This window comes from Arcticibacter pallidicorallinus, assembly GCF_003002875.1.
GTDB lineage: Bacteria > Bacteroidota > Bacteroidia > Sphingobacteriales > Sphingobacteriaceae > Arcticibacter > Arcticibacter pallidicorallinus.
The window spans coordinates 132574-150970 of the sequence record NZ_PVTH01000008.1 but is presented as its reverse complement, the minus strand read 5'-3'; the positions used below and the strand labels follow the sequence as shown (position 1 = coordinate 150970).

Annotated in this window: 20 protein-coding genes; 15 read left to right on the top strand and 5 right to left on the bottom strand. The window is 45.7% G+C overall.

Going from position 1 to position 18397, the window contains the following annotated elements; translation table 11 throughout:
* On the top strand, positions 1–678 hold a 678-nt coding region (locus B0I27_RS17535; RefSeq protein ID WP_181276785.1), incomplete at its 5' end, for a hypothetical protein.
* 44 nt (positions 679–722) lie between these two features.
* Here B0I27_RS17535 and B0I27_RS13565 read toward each other — a convergent pair.
* The 3 genes from B0I27_RS13565 to B0I27_RS13555 form a co-directional block, all read right to left on the bottom strand.
* A complete protein-coding gene (locus tag B0I27_RS13565) occupies positions 723–1403 on the bottom strand; it encodes an MCP four helix bundle domain-containing protein (protein ID WP_181276784.1) in 681 nt (226 codons plus the stop codon).
* Positions 1404–1551: 148 nt separating this feature from the next.
* Positions 1552–2373 carry a universal stress protein gene (locus B0I27_RS13560; RefSeq protein ID WP_106294243.1) on the bottom strand — a complete coding sequence of 274 codons (822 nt, stop codon included), beginning with the start codon at positions 2371–2373 and terminating at the stop codon, positions 1552–1554.
* A 104-nt stretch (positions 2374–2477) separates the two neighbouring features.
* Positions 2478–2969, bottom strand: coding sequence for a YajQ family cyclic di-GMP-binding protein (locus B0I27_RS13555; protein WP_106294241.1), 492 nt, complete (start codon positions 2967–2969; stop codon positions 2478–2480).
* 219 nt (positions 2970–3188) lie between these two features.
* Here B0I27_RS13555 and ppk1 point away from each other — a divergent pair, with 219 nt between their 5' ends.
* The 8 genes from ppk1 (at position 3189) to B0I27_RS13515 (ending at position 12274) form a co-directional block, all read left to right on the top strand.
* Positions 3189–5252, top strand: coding sequence for a polyphosphate kinase 1 (gene ppk1 / locus B0I27_RS13550; protein ID WP_106294239.1), 2064 nt, complete (start codon positions 3189–3191; stop codon positions 5250–5252).
* The gene (locus tag B0I27_RS13545; protein WP_106294237.1) at positions 5249–6130 is read left to right on the top strand and encodes a Ppx/GppA phosphatase family protein; all 882 of its coding nucleotides are present in this window, start codon (positions 5249–5251) and stop codon (positions 6128–6130) included. Before ppk1 ends, B0I27_RS13545 begins: the two co-directional genes overlap by 4 nt.
* A gap of 30 nt (positions 6131–6160) precedes the next feature.
* Positions 6161–6997: a sulfite exporter TauE/SafE family protein gene (locus B0I27_RS13540; protein ID WP_106294235.1), complete on the top strand. Its 837-nt coding sequence runs from the start codon at positions 6161–6163 to the stop codon at positions 6995–6997.
* Positions 6994–7380 (top strand): DUF1634 domain-containing protein, encoded by a 387-nt coding sequence (locus B0I27_RS13535; protein ID WP_106294233.1) that lies wholly within the window; start codon positions 6994–6996, stop codon positions 7378–7380. Before B0I27_RS13540 ends, B0I27_RS13535 begins: the two co-directional genes overlap by 4 nt.
* Positions 7380–8201 (top strand): glutamate racemase, encoded by an 822-nt coding sequence (murI, locus tag B0I27_RS13530; RefSeq protein ID WP_106294263.1) that lies wholly within the window; start codon positions 7380–7382, stop codon positions 8199–8201. The genes B0I27_RS13535 and murI overlap by 1 nt, the downstream gene beginning before the upstream one ends.
* An 81-nt stretch (positions 8202–8282) precedes the next feature.
* Positions 8283–10937 (top strand): valine--tRNA ligase, encoded by a 2655-nt coding sequence (locus B0I27_RS13525; protein ID WP_106294231.1) that lies wholly within the window; start codon positions 8283–8285, stop codon positions 10935–10937.
* Between the two features lies 1 nt (position 10938).
* Complete coding sequence (locus B0I27_RS13520) at positions 10939–11589, top strand: hypothetical protein (protein WP_106294229.1); 651 nt, start codon at positions 10939–10941, stop codon at positions 11587–11589.
* A 34-nt stretch (positions 11590–11623) separates the two neighbouring features.
* Entirely contained in the window at positions 11624–12274 is a 651-nt protein-coding gene (locus tag B0I27_RS13515) for a hypothetical protein (protein WP_106294227.1), read from the top strand.
* Positions 12275–12316: 42 nt separating this feature from the next.
* Here the strand turns inward: B0I27_RS13515 and B0I27_RS13510 are convergent, their stop codons facing one another.
* A complete protein-coding gene (locus B0I27_RS13510; protein ID WP_106294225.1) occupies positions 12317–12778 on the bottom strand; it encodes a type I restriction enzyme HsdR N-terminal domain-containing protein in 462 nt (153 codons plus the stop codon).
* A gap of 66 nt (positions 12779–12844) precedes the next feature.
* On the opposite strand from B0I27_RS13510, the gene holA reads away from it, so the two are divergent.
* Positions 12845–13873 (top strand): DNA polymerase III subunit delta, encoded by a 1029-nt coding sequence (holA, locus tag B0I27_RS13505; protein ID WP_106294223.1) that lies wholly within the window; start codon positions 12845–12847, stop codon positions 13871–13873.
* Between the two features lie 8 nt (positions 13874–13881).
* Here holA and B0I27_RS13500 read toward each other — a convergent pair whose 3' ends face one another.
* Positions 13882–15213 (bottom strand): dihydroorotase, encoded by a 1332-nt coding sequence (locus tag B0I27_RS13500; RefSeq protein WP_106294221.1) that lies wholly within the window; start codon positions 15211–15213, stop codon positions 13882–13884.
* Positions 15214–15294: 81 nt separating this feature from the next.
* Between B0I27_RS13500 and B0I27_RS13495 the strand changes: the two genes are divergently transcribed.
* From B0I27_RS13495 to B0I27_RS13475, 5 genes are read left to right on the top strand one after another with little or no spacing between them, the layout of a single operon-like run.
* Complete coding sequence (locus B0I27_RS13495) at positions 15295–16656, top strand: DEAD/DEAH box helicase (RefSeq protein ID WP_106294219.1); 1362 nt, start codon at positions 15295–15297, stop codon at positions 16654–16656.
* Positions 16656–16907, top strand: coding sequence for a hypothetical protein (locus B0I27_RS13490; RefSeq protein ID WP_106294217.1), 252 nt, complete (start codon positions 16656–16658; stop codon positions 16905–16907). The genes B0I27_RS13495 and B0I27_RS13490 overlap by 1 nt, the downstream gene beginning before the upstream one ends.
* 56 nt (positions 16908–16963) lie before the next feature.
* The gene (gene gldC / locus B0I27_RS13485; protein ID WP_106294215.1) at positions 16964–17293 is read left to right on the top strand and encodes a gliding motility protein GldC; all 330 of its coding nucleotides are present in this window, start codon (positions 16964–16966) and stop codon (positions 17291–17293) included.
* Positions 17294–17302: 9 nt separating this feature from the next.
* A complete protein-coding gene (locus tag B0I27_RS13480; protein WP_106294213.1) occupies positions 17303–17719 on the top strand; it encodes a hypothetical protein in 417 nt (138 codons plus the stop codon).
* A gap of 17 nt (positions 17720–17736) precedes the next feature.
* Positions 17737–18396, top strand: coding sequence for a heme exporter protein CcmB (locus tag B0I27_RS13475; protein WP_106294211.1), 660 nt, complete (start codon positions 17737–17739; stop codon positions 18394–18396).
* Position 18397 lies beyond the last annotated feature (1 nt).

Below are 18397 nucleotides of genomic sequence, written 5' to 3'. Positions count from 1 at the left end.
CTCATCGGGATGGACTTCAATATGAAGAGCCGGCTGAGCGAAGTACTGCAGGTCAGTCAGCGGGTAGAGCGGGATGAAGAGGGTCGCCTAAGCGTGTTCATGGGAGCTTTGAACGCCAAAACCGACCTGAGGGTACCGCTAAGCATCAGTAAACCGGTGAGCAAGTACCGGCTCCGTTTCAGCCTGATCGGCTTCAATTTCCGGAAGGAGTACTATGAATATCTGGAAGTGAAAGACCTGGAGTTTCGCTGGCAGGCTCAGCTGGAGGCCCAAGAGATCCGCTTTGAAACCCTGCCGGAACCCGATCAGCTGCTGATGCTCAGCGTATCGTTGCTGGCTTATAGCGAAACCCGGATGGAAGAAGGCTATGTATTGCTCAACAGCAAGGAGTTCAGTCCCTGTTCGATTATCGCTGCTTTCCACGCGGAAGAACCGGGAGGGTACCCAGCAAGACCTGTGAATATGGAACTCGACGGGGCGCAGCAAACACGGGGAGCGTCTATATATAATATGTGTTATGAGGGCAACAGACTGCTGCGGGATCAGGAGCGAAGAAATGTGAAACAAAGTAGCGGACAGTCAAAAATGTCAGCTAAGCCGTCGAAGCAGCGTAGCCTCATGACATCCATGCCGGTAGGCACCAGGGTGTCGTTTTCAGGCACTGTTAGCCCGGAGTAAGGAAATCGCAAGTGTCTGACTTAATTGCGTGTAAGTCATGATGTTTAGTTCAGGTTATACTTGTCTGATTTGACGCTTGTGACCTTTGCTGCAAAGATGATGGCAATGATCAGCAGGCCCGTTATAATACAGACAATCAGCTGCAAATTCGAGATCAGGTCAGACTTTGCCACATCGTTTTTAAGGCTGCTTACTAAGGTAGCGCCTACGTTAGACTGGATGCGTGTTAGTTTCGAGAGGTGATCCATCATTTTATGATGGCTTGCAACCGCCCGGTTGTAAAAGGCAGATTTTGCAGCTTCTTTGGAGTTATGTGTGGAAAGATCAACGATTTCTTTTTCCAAGGCAAGATACTCTTTCAGGTTGTTTTTAAGTCCGTTGAAATGAACAAGCTCCTCGTCAACTAGATATGTTTTCTCGTATTTCCTTATCAGAGCCTCTATACGATCATTTTGTTTTGCAAGTTGCTTGCTGATCAGAATGGAGGACGGATCAGATGATTCGAGATATGATTCGAGCTGATCTCTTTTCTGATAGGAAACCTCCGCTAGAAAAAACAAGTCAGTAGCCGGAATAAGCCTGTCTTCGTATATGGATAATACCGCCTTATTAATATTATTGATATTGCGGGTTTCGAGTAAGGTAAATATGGTTATGCAGAAAATGATTGACCCCAGGACGCAGGCGATCTTAAATTTCTGAGGAATTGCGTATATCCATCTCATAGGCGGAAAACTCATTAGGATTAGTGGGTAATATACATAAAAATACCCTCTTAGGTTCTTAAAAAAGTAAAGACCGGCTATTGCCGGTCTGTTACTACTTAATACTCCAACCCCTTGGTTCTTTACTGCGGAGGGGACCGCAGTGTATTTAGTTTCTCCCGAATGGGATAGATAATAATGGTACTTTTGATCTTGAAGCCATGATCCGGGTTTTGCTCCGGTGTACGATGGAATCCCATAGACCATATTTTTGAGGAACCATAACGAGCAGGTCCGCATTATACTCTGTGATACCTCTTTCAATTCCCTCAATTACACTACCTCCATCGATCTCGCGGTAAGAGTGGCTGATACCCTCAAAGTGTTCTTCAATCTCTGCGTTGGTAGTCAGTGTAGCGCCTGCTTTCTTTAAAAGCTTATCAACATGCAGCACCTGGACGTCAGCTTTCATATCAGAAGCGATCGTGCGAAGCTTCTCCAACGTGGTATTAGCCGTTGGGCACTTTTCGTCGCAAGCAAATAAGATTTTGCTCATTCCTTTGAATTTCGCGCCCTGTGGAATCACCAATACAGGATATTTAGCGTGAGCGATTATGGATGTGGTTGTGTTTCCGAACAATTTTTGGTCGATACTGTCACCTCTCATTCCCATGACAACAAGCTCTGCGTTATTTTCAGCGACAAGCTTGTCCAGCTCTTCCTGAATATCAGCAAGTTTGCTGACAGTGCTTACTTCGATATCGTAATTTACCGAAGTTTTTAAAGCGATATAATCCAGTGAGGCCTTATTGGATGCAATCATTTTTTCAATTCCGGAAGCCGGAAGAAGGGTGTTGGCTGCATGAGGTGGAATAACGAACGAGTTGTATAAAACTAACTTCGCGTTTGCAAGTCTGGCCAGTGCTCCTGCATATTCCAATGCGTTGTTCGCGTCGTTCGAAAGGTCGGTTGCTACGATGATAGTTCTCATGATCGTGGGTTTTTGTATATTTCAAAGATAGGACGATTAGTTGAGGTAAAATATGACTGCGGTTACTTAAAACCGTAATCTAGGTTGCCCTTACCTACCGCCCGTTAGTTTCTCATGTTGATATATTGCAGCGGCTGACCAAAGTCTTCCGATCTGCAAAGAGAGATCACTGCCTGCAGATCATCAATCTTCTTTCCCTGAATTCTCACTTGTTCGTCCATTATCGAAGCTTGTACTTTGATACCGCTGTCTTTGATCTTCTTGATTATCTTTTTCGAAGTTTCCTTGTCGATTCCTTCCTTGATTTTAATCTCTTTTCTGATCATATTGCCAGAAGCATAATGTTCCTTTCCGGTTTCAAGCGAATTGGGGTCCAGTCCTTGTTTCAGCATTCTGGAAATGATGGAATCTATAATCGCTTTTAACCGCATGTCGTTTTCAGTAACGACAGTTATTTCGTTCGTTTTTTTATCCAGATCGACTGTACTCTTTGAGTCATTAAAGTCATATCTGTTCAGGATCTCCTTTTTAGCGTTATTGATGGCGTTGTCCAGAGTCTGAGCGTCAATTTTACTTACAATATCAAATGAAGGCATAATACTAGTTTTATCTAAAGGTAAACTTACAGATTTATATGCATAATCGAGATTCTGTAAACATGTTCGGGCGAACAGGGTTTATGAAGAAATGACGGTGGAAGCGATATTCCGGATTCTCGCAGAACTTGCTTAAACCTCGATTTGTTAATGTAGATTTAACATTAAAATCTACAGTTTTGCAAGGTAACGACTGCTGTCGTTATATAAACTATCTAAATGGCTAAGGGAAATATTCAGCTGACAAACCGTGAAATAAGTTGGTTATACTTCAACGAGCGAGTATTGCAGGAAGCAGCGGATGTTTCCGTGCCTTTGATTGAGCGCATCAGGTTCCTGGCGATATTTTCATCAAACCTCGACGAGTTTTACCGTGTGCGTGTTCCTACGCTAAGCAGACTGGCGAATATTAATGCCAAAGCGAAAGAGCTTTTGGGCTATAATCCGAAGAAGATCTTAAAGGAGATTAAGGAGATCGTGGTTAATCAGGAATATCGTTTTGACGACCTCTATGAAAACGTCATTATCAAGGAGCTGGAGGCCGAACGGATCTTTATCATCAATGAAAAGCAGCTAAACGTCAAAAGGGGGGAGTTTATTCGTAACTACTTCAGAGAAAAGCTCTTGTCGACGCTGGTGCCTGTGATGCTCGATGATACGAAACCTTTCCCTGAGTTGAAGGACCGCGGAATTTACTTTTTCGTCAGACTCAGCAAAAAGGATAAACGGCAGAAGGTGCAGTACAGCCTGATTGAGATTCCTTTGGAGAGTTTGGAGCGGTTCATTGTACTGCCCGAGACCAACAATCTCAAGTTTGTCATCCTTCTCGACGATATCATTCGTTATTGTCTCGACGACATCTACTTTATATTCGATTATCCGGAGGTGGAGGCCTATTCTATACAGCTGACACGTGATGCGGAGCTGACTCTTGATACCAATGTGAGTGAGAAGTTTATCGATACGCTCGCCAAGAGCCTGCAGAAGCGTAAAAAAGGGAAGCCGATGCGCTTGCTGTATGATAATAATATCCCGCTGTCGATGCTCAGTTATCTGGTGGCTAAGCTTGACCTCACATCCGACGGCCTGATTCCCGGCAGCCGGTATCACAACTTTAAAGACTTTATCAATTTCCCTAACGTAGGCAGGCCGGAACTCGAATATCCAAAGGAAGTTCCGCTGCGGGTGAAGGATCTGGATCTGAGTAAAAGTATATTCAGTCAGATGGCCAAGCGCGATTACCTCATTAACCTGCCGTACCAGTCATTCGACTACATCATCCATTTCATGCGCGAGGCGGCCATCGATCCCAAGGTGACTGAAATAAGCATCACGCTTTATCGCCTTGCCGCTAATTCCAGGGTGATCAATGCACTGATCAATGCAGCCAAGAACGGGAAAAAGGTCAATTGCCTGGTGGAACTGAAGGCGCGGTTCGATGAACAGAACAATATCTACTGGATGAACAGACTGGAGGAGGAAGGTGTTAATGTGAGCCATGGGCTGCACGATTACAAGGTCCATTCCAAGATCTGTTTGGTGACCCGGATAGAGAAAGGTAAGCCGGTATACTATGCCAGTCTGGCTACAGGAAACTTCAACGAAAAGACATCCAGGATCTATTGCGACCATAGTTTATTTACCACGCATCAGGGTATCGCTAACGAACTGAGGCGCTTGTTCAGGAGTCTGGATAAGAAGATCTTCCTCGACGATTACAAATATCTGATCGTGTCGCCTCTGGAGACCCGCAAGAAGGTTTATGGTTTTATCGATCAGGAGGTGAAAAACGCTCATGAGGGTAAACCCGCATACATGGTGTTGAAAATGAATAGTCTGGCAGATGAAGAGATGATTGGCAAGCTTTATGAAGCAAGCAATGCAGGGGTGAAGATTCAACTGATTATCCGGGGGATGTGTTGCCTCGTCCCCGGAGTTCCCGGGATGAGTAAGAATATTGAAGTGATCAGTATCATCGACAAATATCTGGAACATGCCCGCCTCTGGATATTCGGCAATGGGGGGAAGGAGCTGATGTTTATGTCGTCGGCTGACTTCATGACACGGAATCTCGACCAGCGCGTTGAAGTCGGTTTTCCGGTACTGGATCCGGAAATTAGACAGGAACTGAGAGATATCATCGATATTCAGCTCAGGGATAATACCAAAGCACGTGAAATCAATGCCGCCAATACCAATCGTTACCGCCGGACGGAGGATGTGGTAAAGCATAGGGCACAGAAAGAAATATACACCTATTTAAAAAACAAGTTACAGAAGTGAGATACGCAGCAATAGACGTTGGATCAAATGCCGTTCGCTTATTAATAGCAGATATTAATCAGGAGGGTAAAGAAATTACATATAAGAAAAATACGTTCATCCGGGTGCCTCTCCGTTTGGGAGATGACGCTTTTCTCGATAAGAAGATCGGGGAGCGGAAAGCAGAGGAACTGGTCAAAACGATGTCGGCCTTTAAGCTCCTTATGGATGTTTATAAAGTATCGGATTATATGGCCTGCGCAACTTCGGCCATGCGGGAGGCCGAGAACGGTGCGGAGATAACGAAACGGATCATGGAGGAGGGGAACCTTAATCTACAGATTGTGGAAGGTCAGACCGAAGCCAACATTATCTACTCCACCCATATTGCTGAAAGTCTGGAGCTGGATAAGAACTATCTCTATATCGATGTGGGTGGAGGTAGTACAGAGCTTTCGATCTTTACGAAAGGCAAGGTCGAAGTGTCGAGGTCCTTTTCGATCGGAACGGTCCGTATGCTGGACAATGCTGACACGCAGGAGGAATGGGATGAGATGCATAAGTGGATCAAAGCGAATACGCGTATCTACAAGAACCTGATCGGGATTGGGACCGGTGGAAACATCAACAAATTATTCCGCATGTCTGATCAAAAAGATGGTAGTCCGCTGAGCTTTTCAAAACTCAATGATATGTATCTGAACCTTCGTTCCTACTCATTGAAGGAAAGAATTAGCCTGATGAAGTTAAATCCTGACCGGGCGGACGTAATTGTTCCGGCATCTGAAATTTACCTGAGCGTAATGAAATGGGCCTCAGTAAAGCAGATATATGTACCCAGGGTTGGAATGGCTGACGGAATCATTCAGGTCCTTATAGATAAAAATTTAAAATCATAAGTTTGCATGTCTTAATCGGGTATCAGGCTTATGAGCGTATTGCTTTTTACATCTATTCTCTTCATGGGCGCTATTGCGGCCGGCCTGGTCGGCGCTTTGACGGGATTAGGAGGGGGAGTTGTATTGATTCCGCTGCTGACGCTGGTATTTAACGTAGATATCCGGTACGCCATTGGCTGTGCGCTGGTTTCGTCTATCGCCACGTCGTCGGGATCGGCAGTGGCTTATATTAAAGAAGGGATTACCAATATCCGAATCGGGATGTTTCTGGAGATAGCGACGACAACGGGGGCAATAATAGGCGCCCTGATCGCTGTTTATATGCCTACTAATATCGTGGCGGTGATCTTTGGTGTGGTATTGCTGTTTTCTGCTCTTATGGCTTTGCGTAAGAAGAACGAAGCGGCGGATACTTCCGAAAAAAGTAAGCTTGCCCGGCTTCTTAAACTTAACGGTTCTTATACAGGTCCGGCCGGGCCGGTTGACTATAAAGTGCATCGGGTTCTTGGAGGTTATTCATTGATGACCGTGGCGGGGGTGATTTCCGGACTTCTGGGTATCGGATCCGGGGCTCTCAAGGTCCTGGCCATGGACACCGTTATGCGCATACCCTTCAAGGTGAGCACAACAACCAGCAATTTCATGATAGGCGTTACCGCAGCTGCCAGTGCGGTGGTCTATCTTCAGCGGGGGTATATCGATCCGGATCTGGCTATGCCGGTTGTGATCGGTGTACTGATCGGTGCATTTGCCGGTTCGAAGATCCTGCTGAAAGCTGATGTTAAGAAATTGCGCCTGCTTTTTAGTGTAGTGATTGGTTTTCTCGCTTTGGAGATGATTTATAACGGCTTAACGGGGAGGCTATGAGCAGATTAATCAAAACGGACAGAGATGTAGCCACTGTTGTGGGTAAGCTCCTGAGGTTTGGGGTACTGTCGGCTTGTCTGGTAGCTATTATCGGAGGACTGATGTTTCTGATCCTGCACCGATCGGAGATTTCAGATTTTACTCAGTTCAGGGGGGCGCCTGAGTATCTGAGGAGCCTGGAGGGTATTTATGGAGGGCTTCTTGCATTGGATGCGAGAGCGGTTATTCAGGCAGGAGTGCTCATCCTGATTGCTACGCCGATATTGCGTGTAGCGCTTTCAGTATTTGCCTTTGCTCTCGAAGGGGATTATCTGTATGTGGTGATCACTGTAATTGTTTTACTTATTATTTCTGTTGGTATGTTTGGAGGTCTGGCCGGATGATGAAACAAGGGCCTATCGGGGTTTTCGATTCGGGTTACGGCGGATTGACGGTCTTTAAGGAGATCGTGCAGCGCCTGCCGCAATATAATTATATCTACCTCGGCGACAATGCCCGGGTGCCTTATGGGACGCGTTCGTTTGAAACGGTTTACCGCTATACCTGGGAGTGTGTACAGCAGTTATTTGCTTTAGACTGTAATCTGGTGGTACTGGCTTGCAATACGGCTTCGGCAAAGGCTTTGCGTACCATTCAGCAAAACGACTTGCCGCTTTATGATCCCTTTAGGAGGGTCTTGGGTGTGATCAGGCCGACTGCGGAAGTGATCGGTCAGTATACCCGAACGGGGAAGGTGGGAATTTTGGCGACACAGGGAACGGTCAGTTCCGAATCGTACGTTATCGAGATTCATAAGTTCTTTCCGGAAATACAGGTTTATCAGGAAGCGTGTCCCTTGTGGGTCCCATTGATTGAAAACAATGAGTTTCGGACACCCGGGGCTGAGTATTTCATCAGAAAAGATCTGGAAAATCTGTTTGCCAAGAGTCCGGATATCGATACGGTTGTTCTTGCCTGCACGCATTATCCGCTACTGAAGGATATTATTTTGAAATATCTTCCAGGAGGTGTGAACCTGATCTCTCAAGGGGAGTTGATAGCCGATAGTTTGGCTGATTACCTGGAGAGACACAGCGATTTGCGGGCGTGCTGTTCATTGGGGGATAGCCGGCAGTTCTACACCACAGGTGCGGTGCCTGAGTTCGATGAGAAGGCTTCGCTGTTTTTGGGCAGTGCTGTGCAGTCCGCACCGTTGCTGCTCTAGCTCCCAAAACGCTTTATATAATTCAATATTCCGCATTAAAGCTTTATTTTTGTGGATATATTAATTTATACTCCCTCTAAAATGAGCATTTCTAAAACATATAATCCTAAGGAAACAGAAGATAAGTGGTATAGCTATTGGTTGGAAAAAGGCTTCTTTCATTCAGAACCGGATGATCGTGAACCTTATACCATTGTGATTCCGCCACCTAATGTAACCGGGGTGCTTCATATGGGGCATATGTTGAACAATACCATTCAGGATGTTCTGGTTCGCAGGGCAAGAATGCTTGGTAAGAATGCTTGCTGGGTTCCTGGTACAGACCATGCTTCTATAGCAACGGAGGCGAAGGTTGTTGCCATGCTGAAGGAGAGAGGCATCGAGAAAAAGGATATCTCCCGCGAGGAGTTCCTGAAATATGCCTGGGAATGGAAAGAAAAGTACGGTGGCATCATCCTGAAGCAGTTGGAAAAATTGGGAGCTTCATGTGACTGGGACAGAACCAAGTTTACCATGGATGAGGACCTGTCTGAAGCAGTAACCGATACGTTTATACATTTATACAATAAAGGACTGATCTACCGCGGAGTGCGTATGGTTAACTGGGATCCTAAAGGGAAGACAGCGGTATCAGACGAAGAGGTTATCCGTAAAGAAGTTAATCAAAAGCTATATTACATCCGTTATCAGGTTGCCGGTACGACGTCTGATAATCCGGAATATATCCTCATTGCCACGACTCGTCCGGAGACCATCATGGCGGATAGCGCAATCTGCGTAAATCCTAATGATGAGCGCTATACGCATCTTAAGGGTAAGAAAGTTATTATCCCGCTTATCAATCGCGAGATTCCTGTTATCGAAGACGAGTATGTTGAGATGGAATTCGGTACCGGCTGCCTGAAAGTTACGCCTGCGCATGATTTGAATGACTATGAGCTGGGACTGAAACACAAGCTCCCTGTTATAGATATTCTGAATGATGATGGTACGCTGAATGAGAAGGCTGTTATTCTGGTTGGTGAAGAACGTTTCGTAGCCCGTAAAAAGATTGCTCGTTTGCTGGAAGAGGGAGAGCTCTTAGAAAAAGTTGAAGATTATAAATCGCAGGTTGGTTTCTCTGAAAGAACCGATGCGGTCATTGAGCCGAAGCTGTCGCTGCAGTGGTTCTGCAAGATGGAAGAGATGGCGAAGCCTGCGCTGGAATATGTGCTGGAAGGCGATGTGAAGCTTATTCCGGATAAGTTCACCAACACCTACCGTCATTGGATGGAGAACGTGAAAGACTGGTGTATCAGCAGGCAGCTATGGTGGGGACAGCGTATCCCGGCCTGGTATAACGACAAAGCAGAATGGGTAGTGGCCAAGACTGCAGAGGAAGCTGAGGCCTTGTTTACTGCGGGTGGACAGTCTGCCCATGGTATCGTTCAGGATGAAGACGTGGTGGATACCTGGTTCTCTTCCTGGCTATGGCCGATATCGGTATTTGACCCCTCTGTATGCGGACATCCTGAGAAGGAAGGAAATGCAGATCTGAACTACTATTATCCAACCAATGATCTGGTTACTGCTCCGGAAATTCTTTTCTTCTGGGTGGCACGTATGATTATGGCAGGACATGAGTTCCGCGGAGAAGCACCTTTTAAGAATGTTTATCTGACCGGAATCGTACGTGATAAGCTCGGCCGTAAGATGTCCAAGTCTTTAGGTAATTCACCTGACCCTATTGAGCTGATTAATCAATATGGGGCAGATGGCGTGCGCGTGGGCATGCTTCTTTGCTCGCCTGCGGGCAATGACCTGATGTTTGATGAGTCATACTGTGAGCAGGGACGTAATTTCACCAACAAGATCTGGAACGCGTTCAAACTGCTTAAAGGCTGGTCTGAATCTACAACCCCGGGAGAGAATCCGGATAATAAAGCAGCGATCAGCTGGTTTGAAAACCGTTTTAATGAAGCGCTGGTGGAGATTGAATCGCATTATGCGCAATATCGGTTATCGGAAGCCTTAATGGCGACATATAAGCTGATATGGGATGATTTCTGCTCCTGGTACCTGGAGATGGTTAAGCCTCCTTATCAGCAACCGGCAGATGAGTTTACGGTGACTGCGACTAAGGCATTTTTTGAGAAGATATTGACATTGCTGCATCCTTTCATGCCGTTCCTGACGGAAGAGCTATGGCATGATGAAATATTCGGAGAGCGTGGGGAGCTTGATTGCTGTGTGGTTGCGGCATATCCACAGCCTGCTGTAACAGATGAGAAGCTGCTTAAAGAAATTGAGGTGATCAAGAAAGTGGTTTCTGAAGTTCGTAATACCCGTAACAGTAAGCAGATCTCGCCGAAAGAAGCGCTGCCTTTATCGGTAAAAGTAAACTCTGATGTGGATTACCACGCTTATCTGCATATCCTGAACAAGCTTGCCAATCTGAGCGAAGTAACCTTCGTAGAGGAAAAGGTTTCTGGTGCATCTTCGTTTATGACCGGTCGTGATGAATTCTTCATCAGTCTGGAAGGCAACGTTGATCCGCAGGCGGAATACGACCGGATGATGAAGGATATCGAATATTTTGAAGGCTTCCTGTTTTCTGTAAATAAAAAACTTTCTAATGAGCGCTTTGTTCAAAACGCTAAACCGGAGGTCGTTGCTAATGAGAAAGCCAAACAGGCAGACGCAGAAGCGAAGATCGCTACCTTAAAAGAGAGTTTGAAGGCATTAAACCTGGGATAATATGAAGTATCTTTTCTATTCATTTTTACTGCTCGCTTTTGCGGGCTGCCAACAGTCGGGAACGACTAAGCAGGCTGCGGGTGAGGCTGAAAAAGATCAGGTTGATCCGGCTATCTTGATCTCGTGTGAAGGGGTAGGGGAAATTAAAATGAGCATCAGCTATGAGGAGCTTGAAAAGCAGGTTGGGGCTAAGGCGCTGACACCTCATGAGAATACGGTTTATGGAAGTTTTACAACGGTTTGGGAGAACACGCCGAAGGCTGTAAATGTCTACTGGAAAGAAAAGACGCCTCCATTTAAAACCGTTAATTATCTGGAAGTTGTAGACCCCGCTTCCATTTATCGCACGGGAGATTCGATACGGGTGGGATTAGGTATGCGGGATATGGTGCGAATGAACAATAACATGCCTCTTACCTTTCGCAACTTTTATGCAGTGGAGCGAAGTGGCTTGATTACGAGCTTCAATAATGGCTCCATTGCGGAGAGAAACCCTTGTCTTACAGGGGTGCTCGAGTGGTCGAGTCAGGAGAATGTTTATAAAGACCAGTACGAAGCATTCAAACAGCAGGAGATTGTAGAGTCTTACGATAAGATCCTCCAAAGAATCGAGGTAAATCTGAGCGCTATACGGGTGCTGAACAAACAATAGTATCAATTTCCCCTTTATATTAATAAAGTTCCTTATGAAGAGAGTCGCTTACTTTGCCCTGTTACTGTTTATGATGTCTTGTACCAACTCTCCGAAGGTGAAAGAAGAAGCCGGCGACTGGCTGCAGGGAGGTGATCCAACTGAGATTACCTGCTGGGGCATCGGCGACATAGAGCTGGAAGACTCCTACGATATACTTGTTGAGAAAGCTGGACTTGATCATGTCAAGCAGGATTCTCTCTTTAAGGAAGGCATGTTCGAAAGAGTTATTACCAGAGTATGGCCTAATACGGAGAAGGAAATAACGGTGTACTGGAAAGAAAAAAAGGCTCCTCTTGTGACGATCGAAATGCTGGAGCTCCGTGATTCTGCTTCTGTTTATCATTTTGCGAATGGCCTCAAGATTGGCAGTACGCTGCAGGATCTAGTTAAAGAGAACGGGGGAATAGAGTTCTCTTTCTATGGTTTTGGATGGGATAACGGTGGTACTATTGTCGACTTCAACTCGGGGAAACTATCTAACAACCTTCCATGTTTTCAAGGGGTGCTGGCCTTACCTCAGGAGGCTTCAGCGGATGCAGGAGCTGGAGAGCTGATGGGCGACAAGCTAATTAAATCTTCGCATCCTTTATTTTCTAAGTTTAATCCACGGCTGGTAAATATCAAGATCAAGAATGTAGGTTAAGACCCTCATGGATGGGTCCCTGTGTTTCCTTTTAGCGGGAATTTACAGGCTGCTGTAAAAAGGGAGCGACTCCAGAAAGTGGTATGCTTTGGCTTCAAAATCGATCTGGCAATAATAGTGCTCCAGTCCGTTTGTTACCGTTAATAAGGGGATTTTGTGGACGATATTGTAACGGGCGATCTGGTCGAACACTTTCTGATTGATCTTGACTGAAGGTGCCTTGCACTCCACAAGCAGGACTTTCTGTCCCCTGGAGTTGAAGGCAACAATATCGGTTCTCTTCTGCATGGAGTTAAGCTTTAATCCCCCTTCCAGTTTAATCAGGGATTTTGGGTATCCTCTTTCCTGAATCATGTATTGAACGATATGTTGTCTTACCCATTCTTCAGGAGTAAGTACCAGAAATTTCTTCCTTATCTCGTCAAAAATAAAGGTGGTATCGTCGGCTTGTCTGAGTTTAAAAGGGTAGGCCGGTAAATTGAGCGGATAGGGTTGAAACTGCACGTTCAAAGTTGATAAAAAAAAATCATTTTCCGGCTTTCGGCAATCTGACGTATCTTCGCTAGCTCTATGACGGCTTCCGCTTTATTAAATGATCTCAAGGTCCGAAAGTTCAGGCCGGTTTATCTTTTCCATGGTGAGGAGCCCTATTATATTGATCTTTTCAGTGACTACATCGAGAAGAATCTACTCTCTGATGCCGAAAAGGGATTCAATCAGACGGTGCTTTACGGCCGTGAAACAGATGTACTGACCGTCCTGAATTCTGCCAAGCGCTATCCCATGATGAGTGACTATCAGCTTGTGCTGATTAAGGAAGCGCAGGATATGAAGTGGAGTAAGGAAGGAGACGATAAGAAAAATCAGGATCCCTTGTTAGCTTATCTGGAAAAGCCTCTGGAAAGTACCATCCTCGTTTTCTGCTATAAACACGGGAAGTTCGATAAGCGGAAGAAAACCTATAAGGCGATAGAAAAGTCGGGATGTATATTTGAATCGGCTACTATCTATGATAACAAGGTGCCGGGCTGGGTAGAAGACTACGCAAGGGAGAAAGCCTACAGGATGAACCCGCGGGCATCGGCCCTTATCGCTGAGTATTTGGGTACTGATCTTTCGAAGATTTCAAATGAGCTTGACAAGCTGATGCTGAACATCCCGAAGGGAAATGAGATCACAGTGGATGATGTGCAGAATAACATTGGTATCAGCAAGGAATACAATGTGTTCGAGCTGCAGGACGCCTTAGCTAAGCGCAATGTTTTGAAGGCGAACCAGATCATTGCCTACTTTGCCTCTAATCCGAAAGCTAATCCTATACAGATGGTGCTGGGAGCGCTGAATACCTGGTTTACCAAAGTACTGAAGTTCCATTATATTCAGGATCGCAGCCCTGCGAACCTGGCGCGCGAGTTGGGTGTTAATCCTTATTTTGTGAAAGACTACGAACTGGCGGCGAAGAACTACAATTTGGGCAGATTATTCGACATCATGAGCATACTGCGGGAATATGACTTGAAAACCAAAGGAGTAGAGTCCACGGGAAATACGGATAGTGGAGAGCTACTGAAAGAAATGGTTTTTAAGATTATTCACTAAGCTGATGCTCAATTGAATAGTAAACGCTCGCCTTGTTTAGCCTCGTTGAAGTGTCCGCGCTCATAAGCGAGGTGCCCTGAAACAATAGTATACGATATGGAAGAAGCGAAGGTATAGCCTTCAAAAGGACTCCAGTTACATTTCGAAAGGATATTTTCTTTGGAAACCGTGGTGCTGGTATTTAGGTCAACCAGTATCAGGTCTGCCCAATAACCTTCTCTTATGAATCCGCGCTTCTCTATGTTGAAGCAAATCGCAGGATTATGGGCCATTTTTTCTACGACCTTTTCAATGCTGATCTTTCCTTGTTTAGTCATCTCCAACATAGCTGTAAGGGCATGCTGTACTAAGGGGCCTCCCGAAGGAGCTTGCAGGTAAGACTGTTTTTTTTCTTCTATCGTATGGGGAGCGTGGTCTGTAGCAATAACATCGATCCTGTCGTCGAGCACTGCCTGCAGGATAGCGTCTCGGTCTTGCTCTGATTTAACCGCGGGGTTCCATTTGATCCAGTTGCCTTTTTCGGCGTAGTCTTTATCAGAGAACCAGAGGTGGTGTATGCAGGCTTCGGCGGTGATGCGCTTTTCTGCCAGGGGCAGGGTATTACTGAACAGATCAGTTTCGAGTGCTGTAGATATATGTAGGATGTGCAGCCTGGAACCGTGTTTCTTTGCTAGTTCTACTGCGATAGAGGAAGACTTGTAGCACGCCTCGGCAGTACGGATCTGAGGGTGCATCTCTGCGGTGATGTTATCGCCATACTTTGCCTTGAAAGCTTCCATGTTCCGTCTGATCGTTTCTTCATCTTCGCAATGCGTGGCGATCAGCATAGGAGTGGAGCTAAAGATCGTCTGCAGCGTCTTCTCATTATCGACAAGCATATTGCCGGTTGAAGAGCCCATGAAGATCTTGATGCCGCATACGTTGCGGGGATCTGTTTTCAGCACTTCTTCCATGTTGTCGTTTGTAGCGCCCATGAAAAAAGAATAGTTCGCCAATGATCTGGCGGATGCAATTGCATACTTATCTGCCAGAAGTTCCTGGGTAACGGTATTTGGGACGGTATTCGGCATCTCCATGAAGGAAGTTATGCCTCCCGCTACGGCAGCCCGGCTTTCGGTGAAGATTTCGGCTTTATGGGTCAGTCCGGGTTCTCTGAAATGCACCTGATCATCGATGCATCCGGGTAAAAGATGTAATCCTTCCGCATTGATTTCCTTATCGGCTTTCTTGTCGATGCTCTTGCCGATCTGTTCGATCAGTCCGTTACGGATAAAAACATCGGCTTCAAAAGATTTTCCTTCATTTACGAGGGTTGCAGATTTGATGAGAATAGATGACATAGAGAACAGAGTATATAGGAGCGAAGTTAAGCATTTATCAATCAATGGGCAGAGCTGATAACTAAATAGTATCTTTGCAGAATGCCTTCTTTCGAAGATTTTAAATTAAACCGGCAAATTCTTAATGCGATTGCCGACGCGGGATATACAGATCCTACCCCTATACAGCAAAAAGCGATTACGCCCATTTTGTCTGGTCAGGATGTGATGGGGATAGCGCAAACAGGTACAGGTAAAACTGCGGCCTATGTGCTACCTATGCTCATGAAGCTAAAATATGCTCAGGGAACGGATATCCGTGCGCTGATCCTGGCTCCTACAAGGGAGCTGGCTATGCAAATAGAGCTGAACATCAAGCAATTTGCTAAGTATACCGATCTGCGGACTGTGGTTATTTACGGAGGACTGGGCCCTAAGACCCAGATTGCGAATATTGCTGCTGGTCTCGATATTCTGGTTGCAACACCCGGACGCTTTCTGGACCTTTATCTGGAAGGACATATTTCCACCAAATCACTACAGTTTCTTGTGATAGATGAGGCCGACAAGATGATGGATATGGGTTTTATCGGCTCAATTCACCGGATTCTTGAGGTAGTACCACGAAAGCGGCAGAACCTGCTTTTCTCTGCTACGATGAGCGAGCTTGTTCGTAAGATATCGGGCGATTTCCTGAAATTTCCTACGGTTGTTGAGGTAGACGAGCAGGCAACGCCCGCTGAGACGGTGAAGCAGCTGCTTTACTTCGTACCCAATCTTAAAACCAAGATTAATCTTTTGCAGCACCTGCTGAAGAATGTGGAAGAGTTTCACAAGATCATGATCTTCTGCAAGACTAAAACGGTTGCTGACAATATCTATAGTTTTCTGAAAAGACGGCATGGCGAAGAGGAGGTTAAGGTAATTCATGCCAACAAAGGTCAAAATACCCGTATCAACTCTATCGGTGCGTTTAAGGAGGGATCCGTGCGGATTCTCGTAGCAACAGATGTAGCTTCAAGGGGAATCGACGTGACCAATGTCAGCCACGTGATCAACTTTGATGTGCCGATCATTATTGAAGATTATGTTCACCGGATCGGACGTACGGGACGAGCTTTGCAGAGTGGCGACGCTATTACTTTTTGCAATGAGGCTGAGCGTTATTATGTCAATAAGATTGAAAAGTTGATCCGCCAGCAGATACCTGTTGCCCAGATTCCTGATGAGGTATTCGTAGAGGAAACGCCATATAACGAAAGGCAGGACATAGCCCGTGAGATAGATATGCAGATGCGGAAGGAAGATCCGGAATTTAAGGGCGCTTTCCATGAGAAGAAGCATGTCATCGCTGCGAAAAATAATCCTCGCGGTGGTCGTGGTGCCGGATTCGGGAAGAGTGGCGGAAAGAGCTCCGGCAGCAAGGCATCTCGCGCCAAATCATCAAGGGGAGGTAAAAAATAATGACTTCAAGGATTACTCCGTTGAACTTAACTTCGGCGGTGCTCGTGGTTATTCTCGGTTATACTATCTTTGGGGAGGAAACGAATAGCGTCGGCACCAACGTCTGGCTAGTGGCAGGAATACTGCTGCTCAGCGTCGTTTCGGATATTCTGTTCCGGGGAATATTAAAGAACCTGAAGCGGATATGGCTGATAGAACTGCTTTTTATAAGTTTTGTAGTGGCTATGATGTTGATAATAAAGCAGATATAATGCTCTCTTGTTCCGGGAGAAATGAATGTTAAACAATAAGAACAAACTGTACTCTAATGAAAAAAGCAGAAATTAAAATAACCGTTGAACTTGACGATAATAATGTTCCTGAAGTACTTACCTGGGAATCTACAGATGCAGAAACGCAAGAGAAACTGGCTGCTAAAGCGATGATCTTATCGTTATGGGATCACAATTACAAGAATGCCCTGCGTATTGATCTGTGGACGAAGGATATGCCTGTTGATGAGATGAAACGGTTCTTCTATGAAACCTTGCAGACCATGGCGGACAGTTTCCTCAGAGCTACAGGCGAGACTAATATCGTAGAAGATCTCAGAGACTACTGTGCTCACTTCGCGGAAAAAATGGAGATCAAACAATAAGTAAATATCATGAGCTCAAAGAATTACCTGGGTCTGTTTGGCTCCCTGCTTGTTATCGCGGGAGCGATGAGCCCAATGCTTCATGTTCCTATTCTGGGCAACTGGAACTATTGGGACCTGCATACCGGAATGGCTTCAGTCGTATACGTCGTAGCCGGCCTTGGTGTTCTTGCATCGGTGTCGGGTCGCGATGGGCTATTAAAATTTGCCGGATGGGCGGAGGTGGCTCTTATCCTGCTGACTTTGCTTGCCGTTTATCTAAAGGTGAGCGACTCTTTCAGCTTTATCCCGTTCAAAAAACTGGCCAAAGCCGCAACCGGTTTGGTTAAATACAGATGGATGGGCTGGGCATTGCTGGCTGCCGGATCTGTTATTATGATCGTTGCTTCCCGCCGGGGGAGTAAGAAGGTCGGGGTTGTCGGCTAATGTAGTTTACTTAAGAGATGGGGTTATTCGGCCAGGTAAAGTTTCTGATCCATAAAGAACTCGTATTGGAATGGCGTTCAAAGTATGCTTTGAACGGCATTCTGTTGTACGTGGTCTCTACCATCTTCGTGTGCTATCTTTCCTTTAAACAAATAAACCCGGTAACCTGGAATGCACTGTTTTGGATCATTATGCTATTTGCCTCGGTTAACGCCATCTCCAAGAGCTTTTCTCAGGAAAACAAAGGAAGGCAGTTGTATTATTATACCGTTGCCAGTGCCAAGGCGGTCATTCTTTCTAAAATTATTTACAACGTCTTTCTGATGCTGCTGCTTTCTACTATAGCAATTGGCTTTTATACGCTGGTATTTAGCAATCCGATAGGCGACCCCTTGTTCTATTTTCTGGCGGTTATCATCGGCAGTATCAGCTTTGCCTGTGTTTTTACCATGATCTCCGGGATCTCTTCCAAGGCGGGAAACAGCGGAACGCTGATGGCGGTGTTGAGCTTTCCGATAATTATACCCTTGCTGATGGTGCTCATTAAGTTTTCCAAAAATGCGATGGACGATCTTGACCGCAGCGTTAGCTACAACGAAATCGGCGTTCTCATCGCCATAAACCTGATCGTTGTTACTGCGTCCATCATTCTTTTCCCTTTCTTGTGGAGAGAATAGG

Coding starts and splice junctions, on each gene's coding strand:
- B0I27_RS13555 (WP_106294241.1), bottom strand. CDS start 2,969: ATGCCTTCATTTGATATTGTAAGTAAAATTGACGCTCAGACTCTGGAC.
- B0I27_RS13490 (WP_106294217.1), top strand. CDS start 16,656: ATGACTTCAAGGATTACTCCGTTGAACTTAACTTCGGCGGTGCTCGTG.
- B0I27_RS13540 (WP_106294235.1), top strand. CDS start 6,161: ATGAGCGTATTGCTTTTTACATCTATTCTCTTCATGGGCGCTATTGCG.
- B0I27_RS13480 (WP_106294213.1), top strand. CDS start 17,303: ATGAGCTCAAAGAATTACCTGGGTCTGTTTGGCTCCCTGCTTGTTATC.
- B0I27_RS13515 (WP_106294227.1), top strand. CDS start 11,624: ATGAAGAGAGTCGCTTACTTTGCCCTGTTACTGTTTATGATGTCTTGT.
- gldC (WP_106294215.1), top strand. CDS start 16,964: ATGAAAAAAGCAGAAATTAAAATAACCGTTGAACTTGACGATAATAAT.
- ppk1 (WP_106294239.1), top strand. CDS start 3,189: ATGGCTAAGGGAAATATTCAGCTGACAAACCGTGAAATAAGTTGGTTA.
- B0I27_RS13525 (WP_106294231.1), top strand. CDS start 8,283: ATGAGCATTTCTAAAACATATAATCCTAAGGAAACAGAAGATAAGTGG.
- B0I27_RS13535 (WP_106294233.1), top strand. CDS start 6,994: ATGAGCAGATTAATCAAAACGGACAGAGATGTAGCCACTGTTGTGGGT.
- B0I27_RS13495 (WP_106294219.1), top strand. CDS start 15,295: ATGCCTTCTTTCGAAGATTTTAAATTAAACCGGCAAATTCTTAATGCG.
- B0I27_RS13565 (WP_181276784.1), bottom strand. CDS start 1,403: ATGAGATGGATATACGCAATTCCTCAGAAATTTAAGATCGCCTGCGTC.
- holA (WP_106294223.1), top strand. CDS start 12,845: ATGACGGCTTCCGCTTTATTAAATGATCTCAAGGTCCGAAAGTTCAGG.
- murI (WP_106294263.1), top strand. CDS start 7,380: ATGAAACAAGGGCCTATCGGGGTTTTCGATTCGGGTTACGGCGGATTG.
- B0I27_RS13560 (WP_106294243.1), bottom strand. CDS start 2,373: ATGAGAACTATCATCGTAGCAACCGACCTTTCGAACGACGCGAACAAC.
- B0I27_RS13475 (WP_106294211.1), top strand. CDS start 17,737: ATGGGGTTATTCGGCCAGGTAAAGTTTCTGATCCATAAAGAACTCGTA.
- B0I27_RS13520 (WP_106294229.1), top strand. CDS start 10,939: ATGAAGTATCTTTTCTATTCATTTTTACTGCTCGCTTTTGCGGGCTGC.
- B0I27_RS13500 (WP_106294221.1), bottom strand. CDS start 15,213: ATGTCATCTATTCTCATCAAATCTGCAACCCTCGTAAATGAAGGAAAA.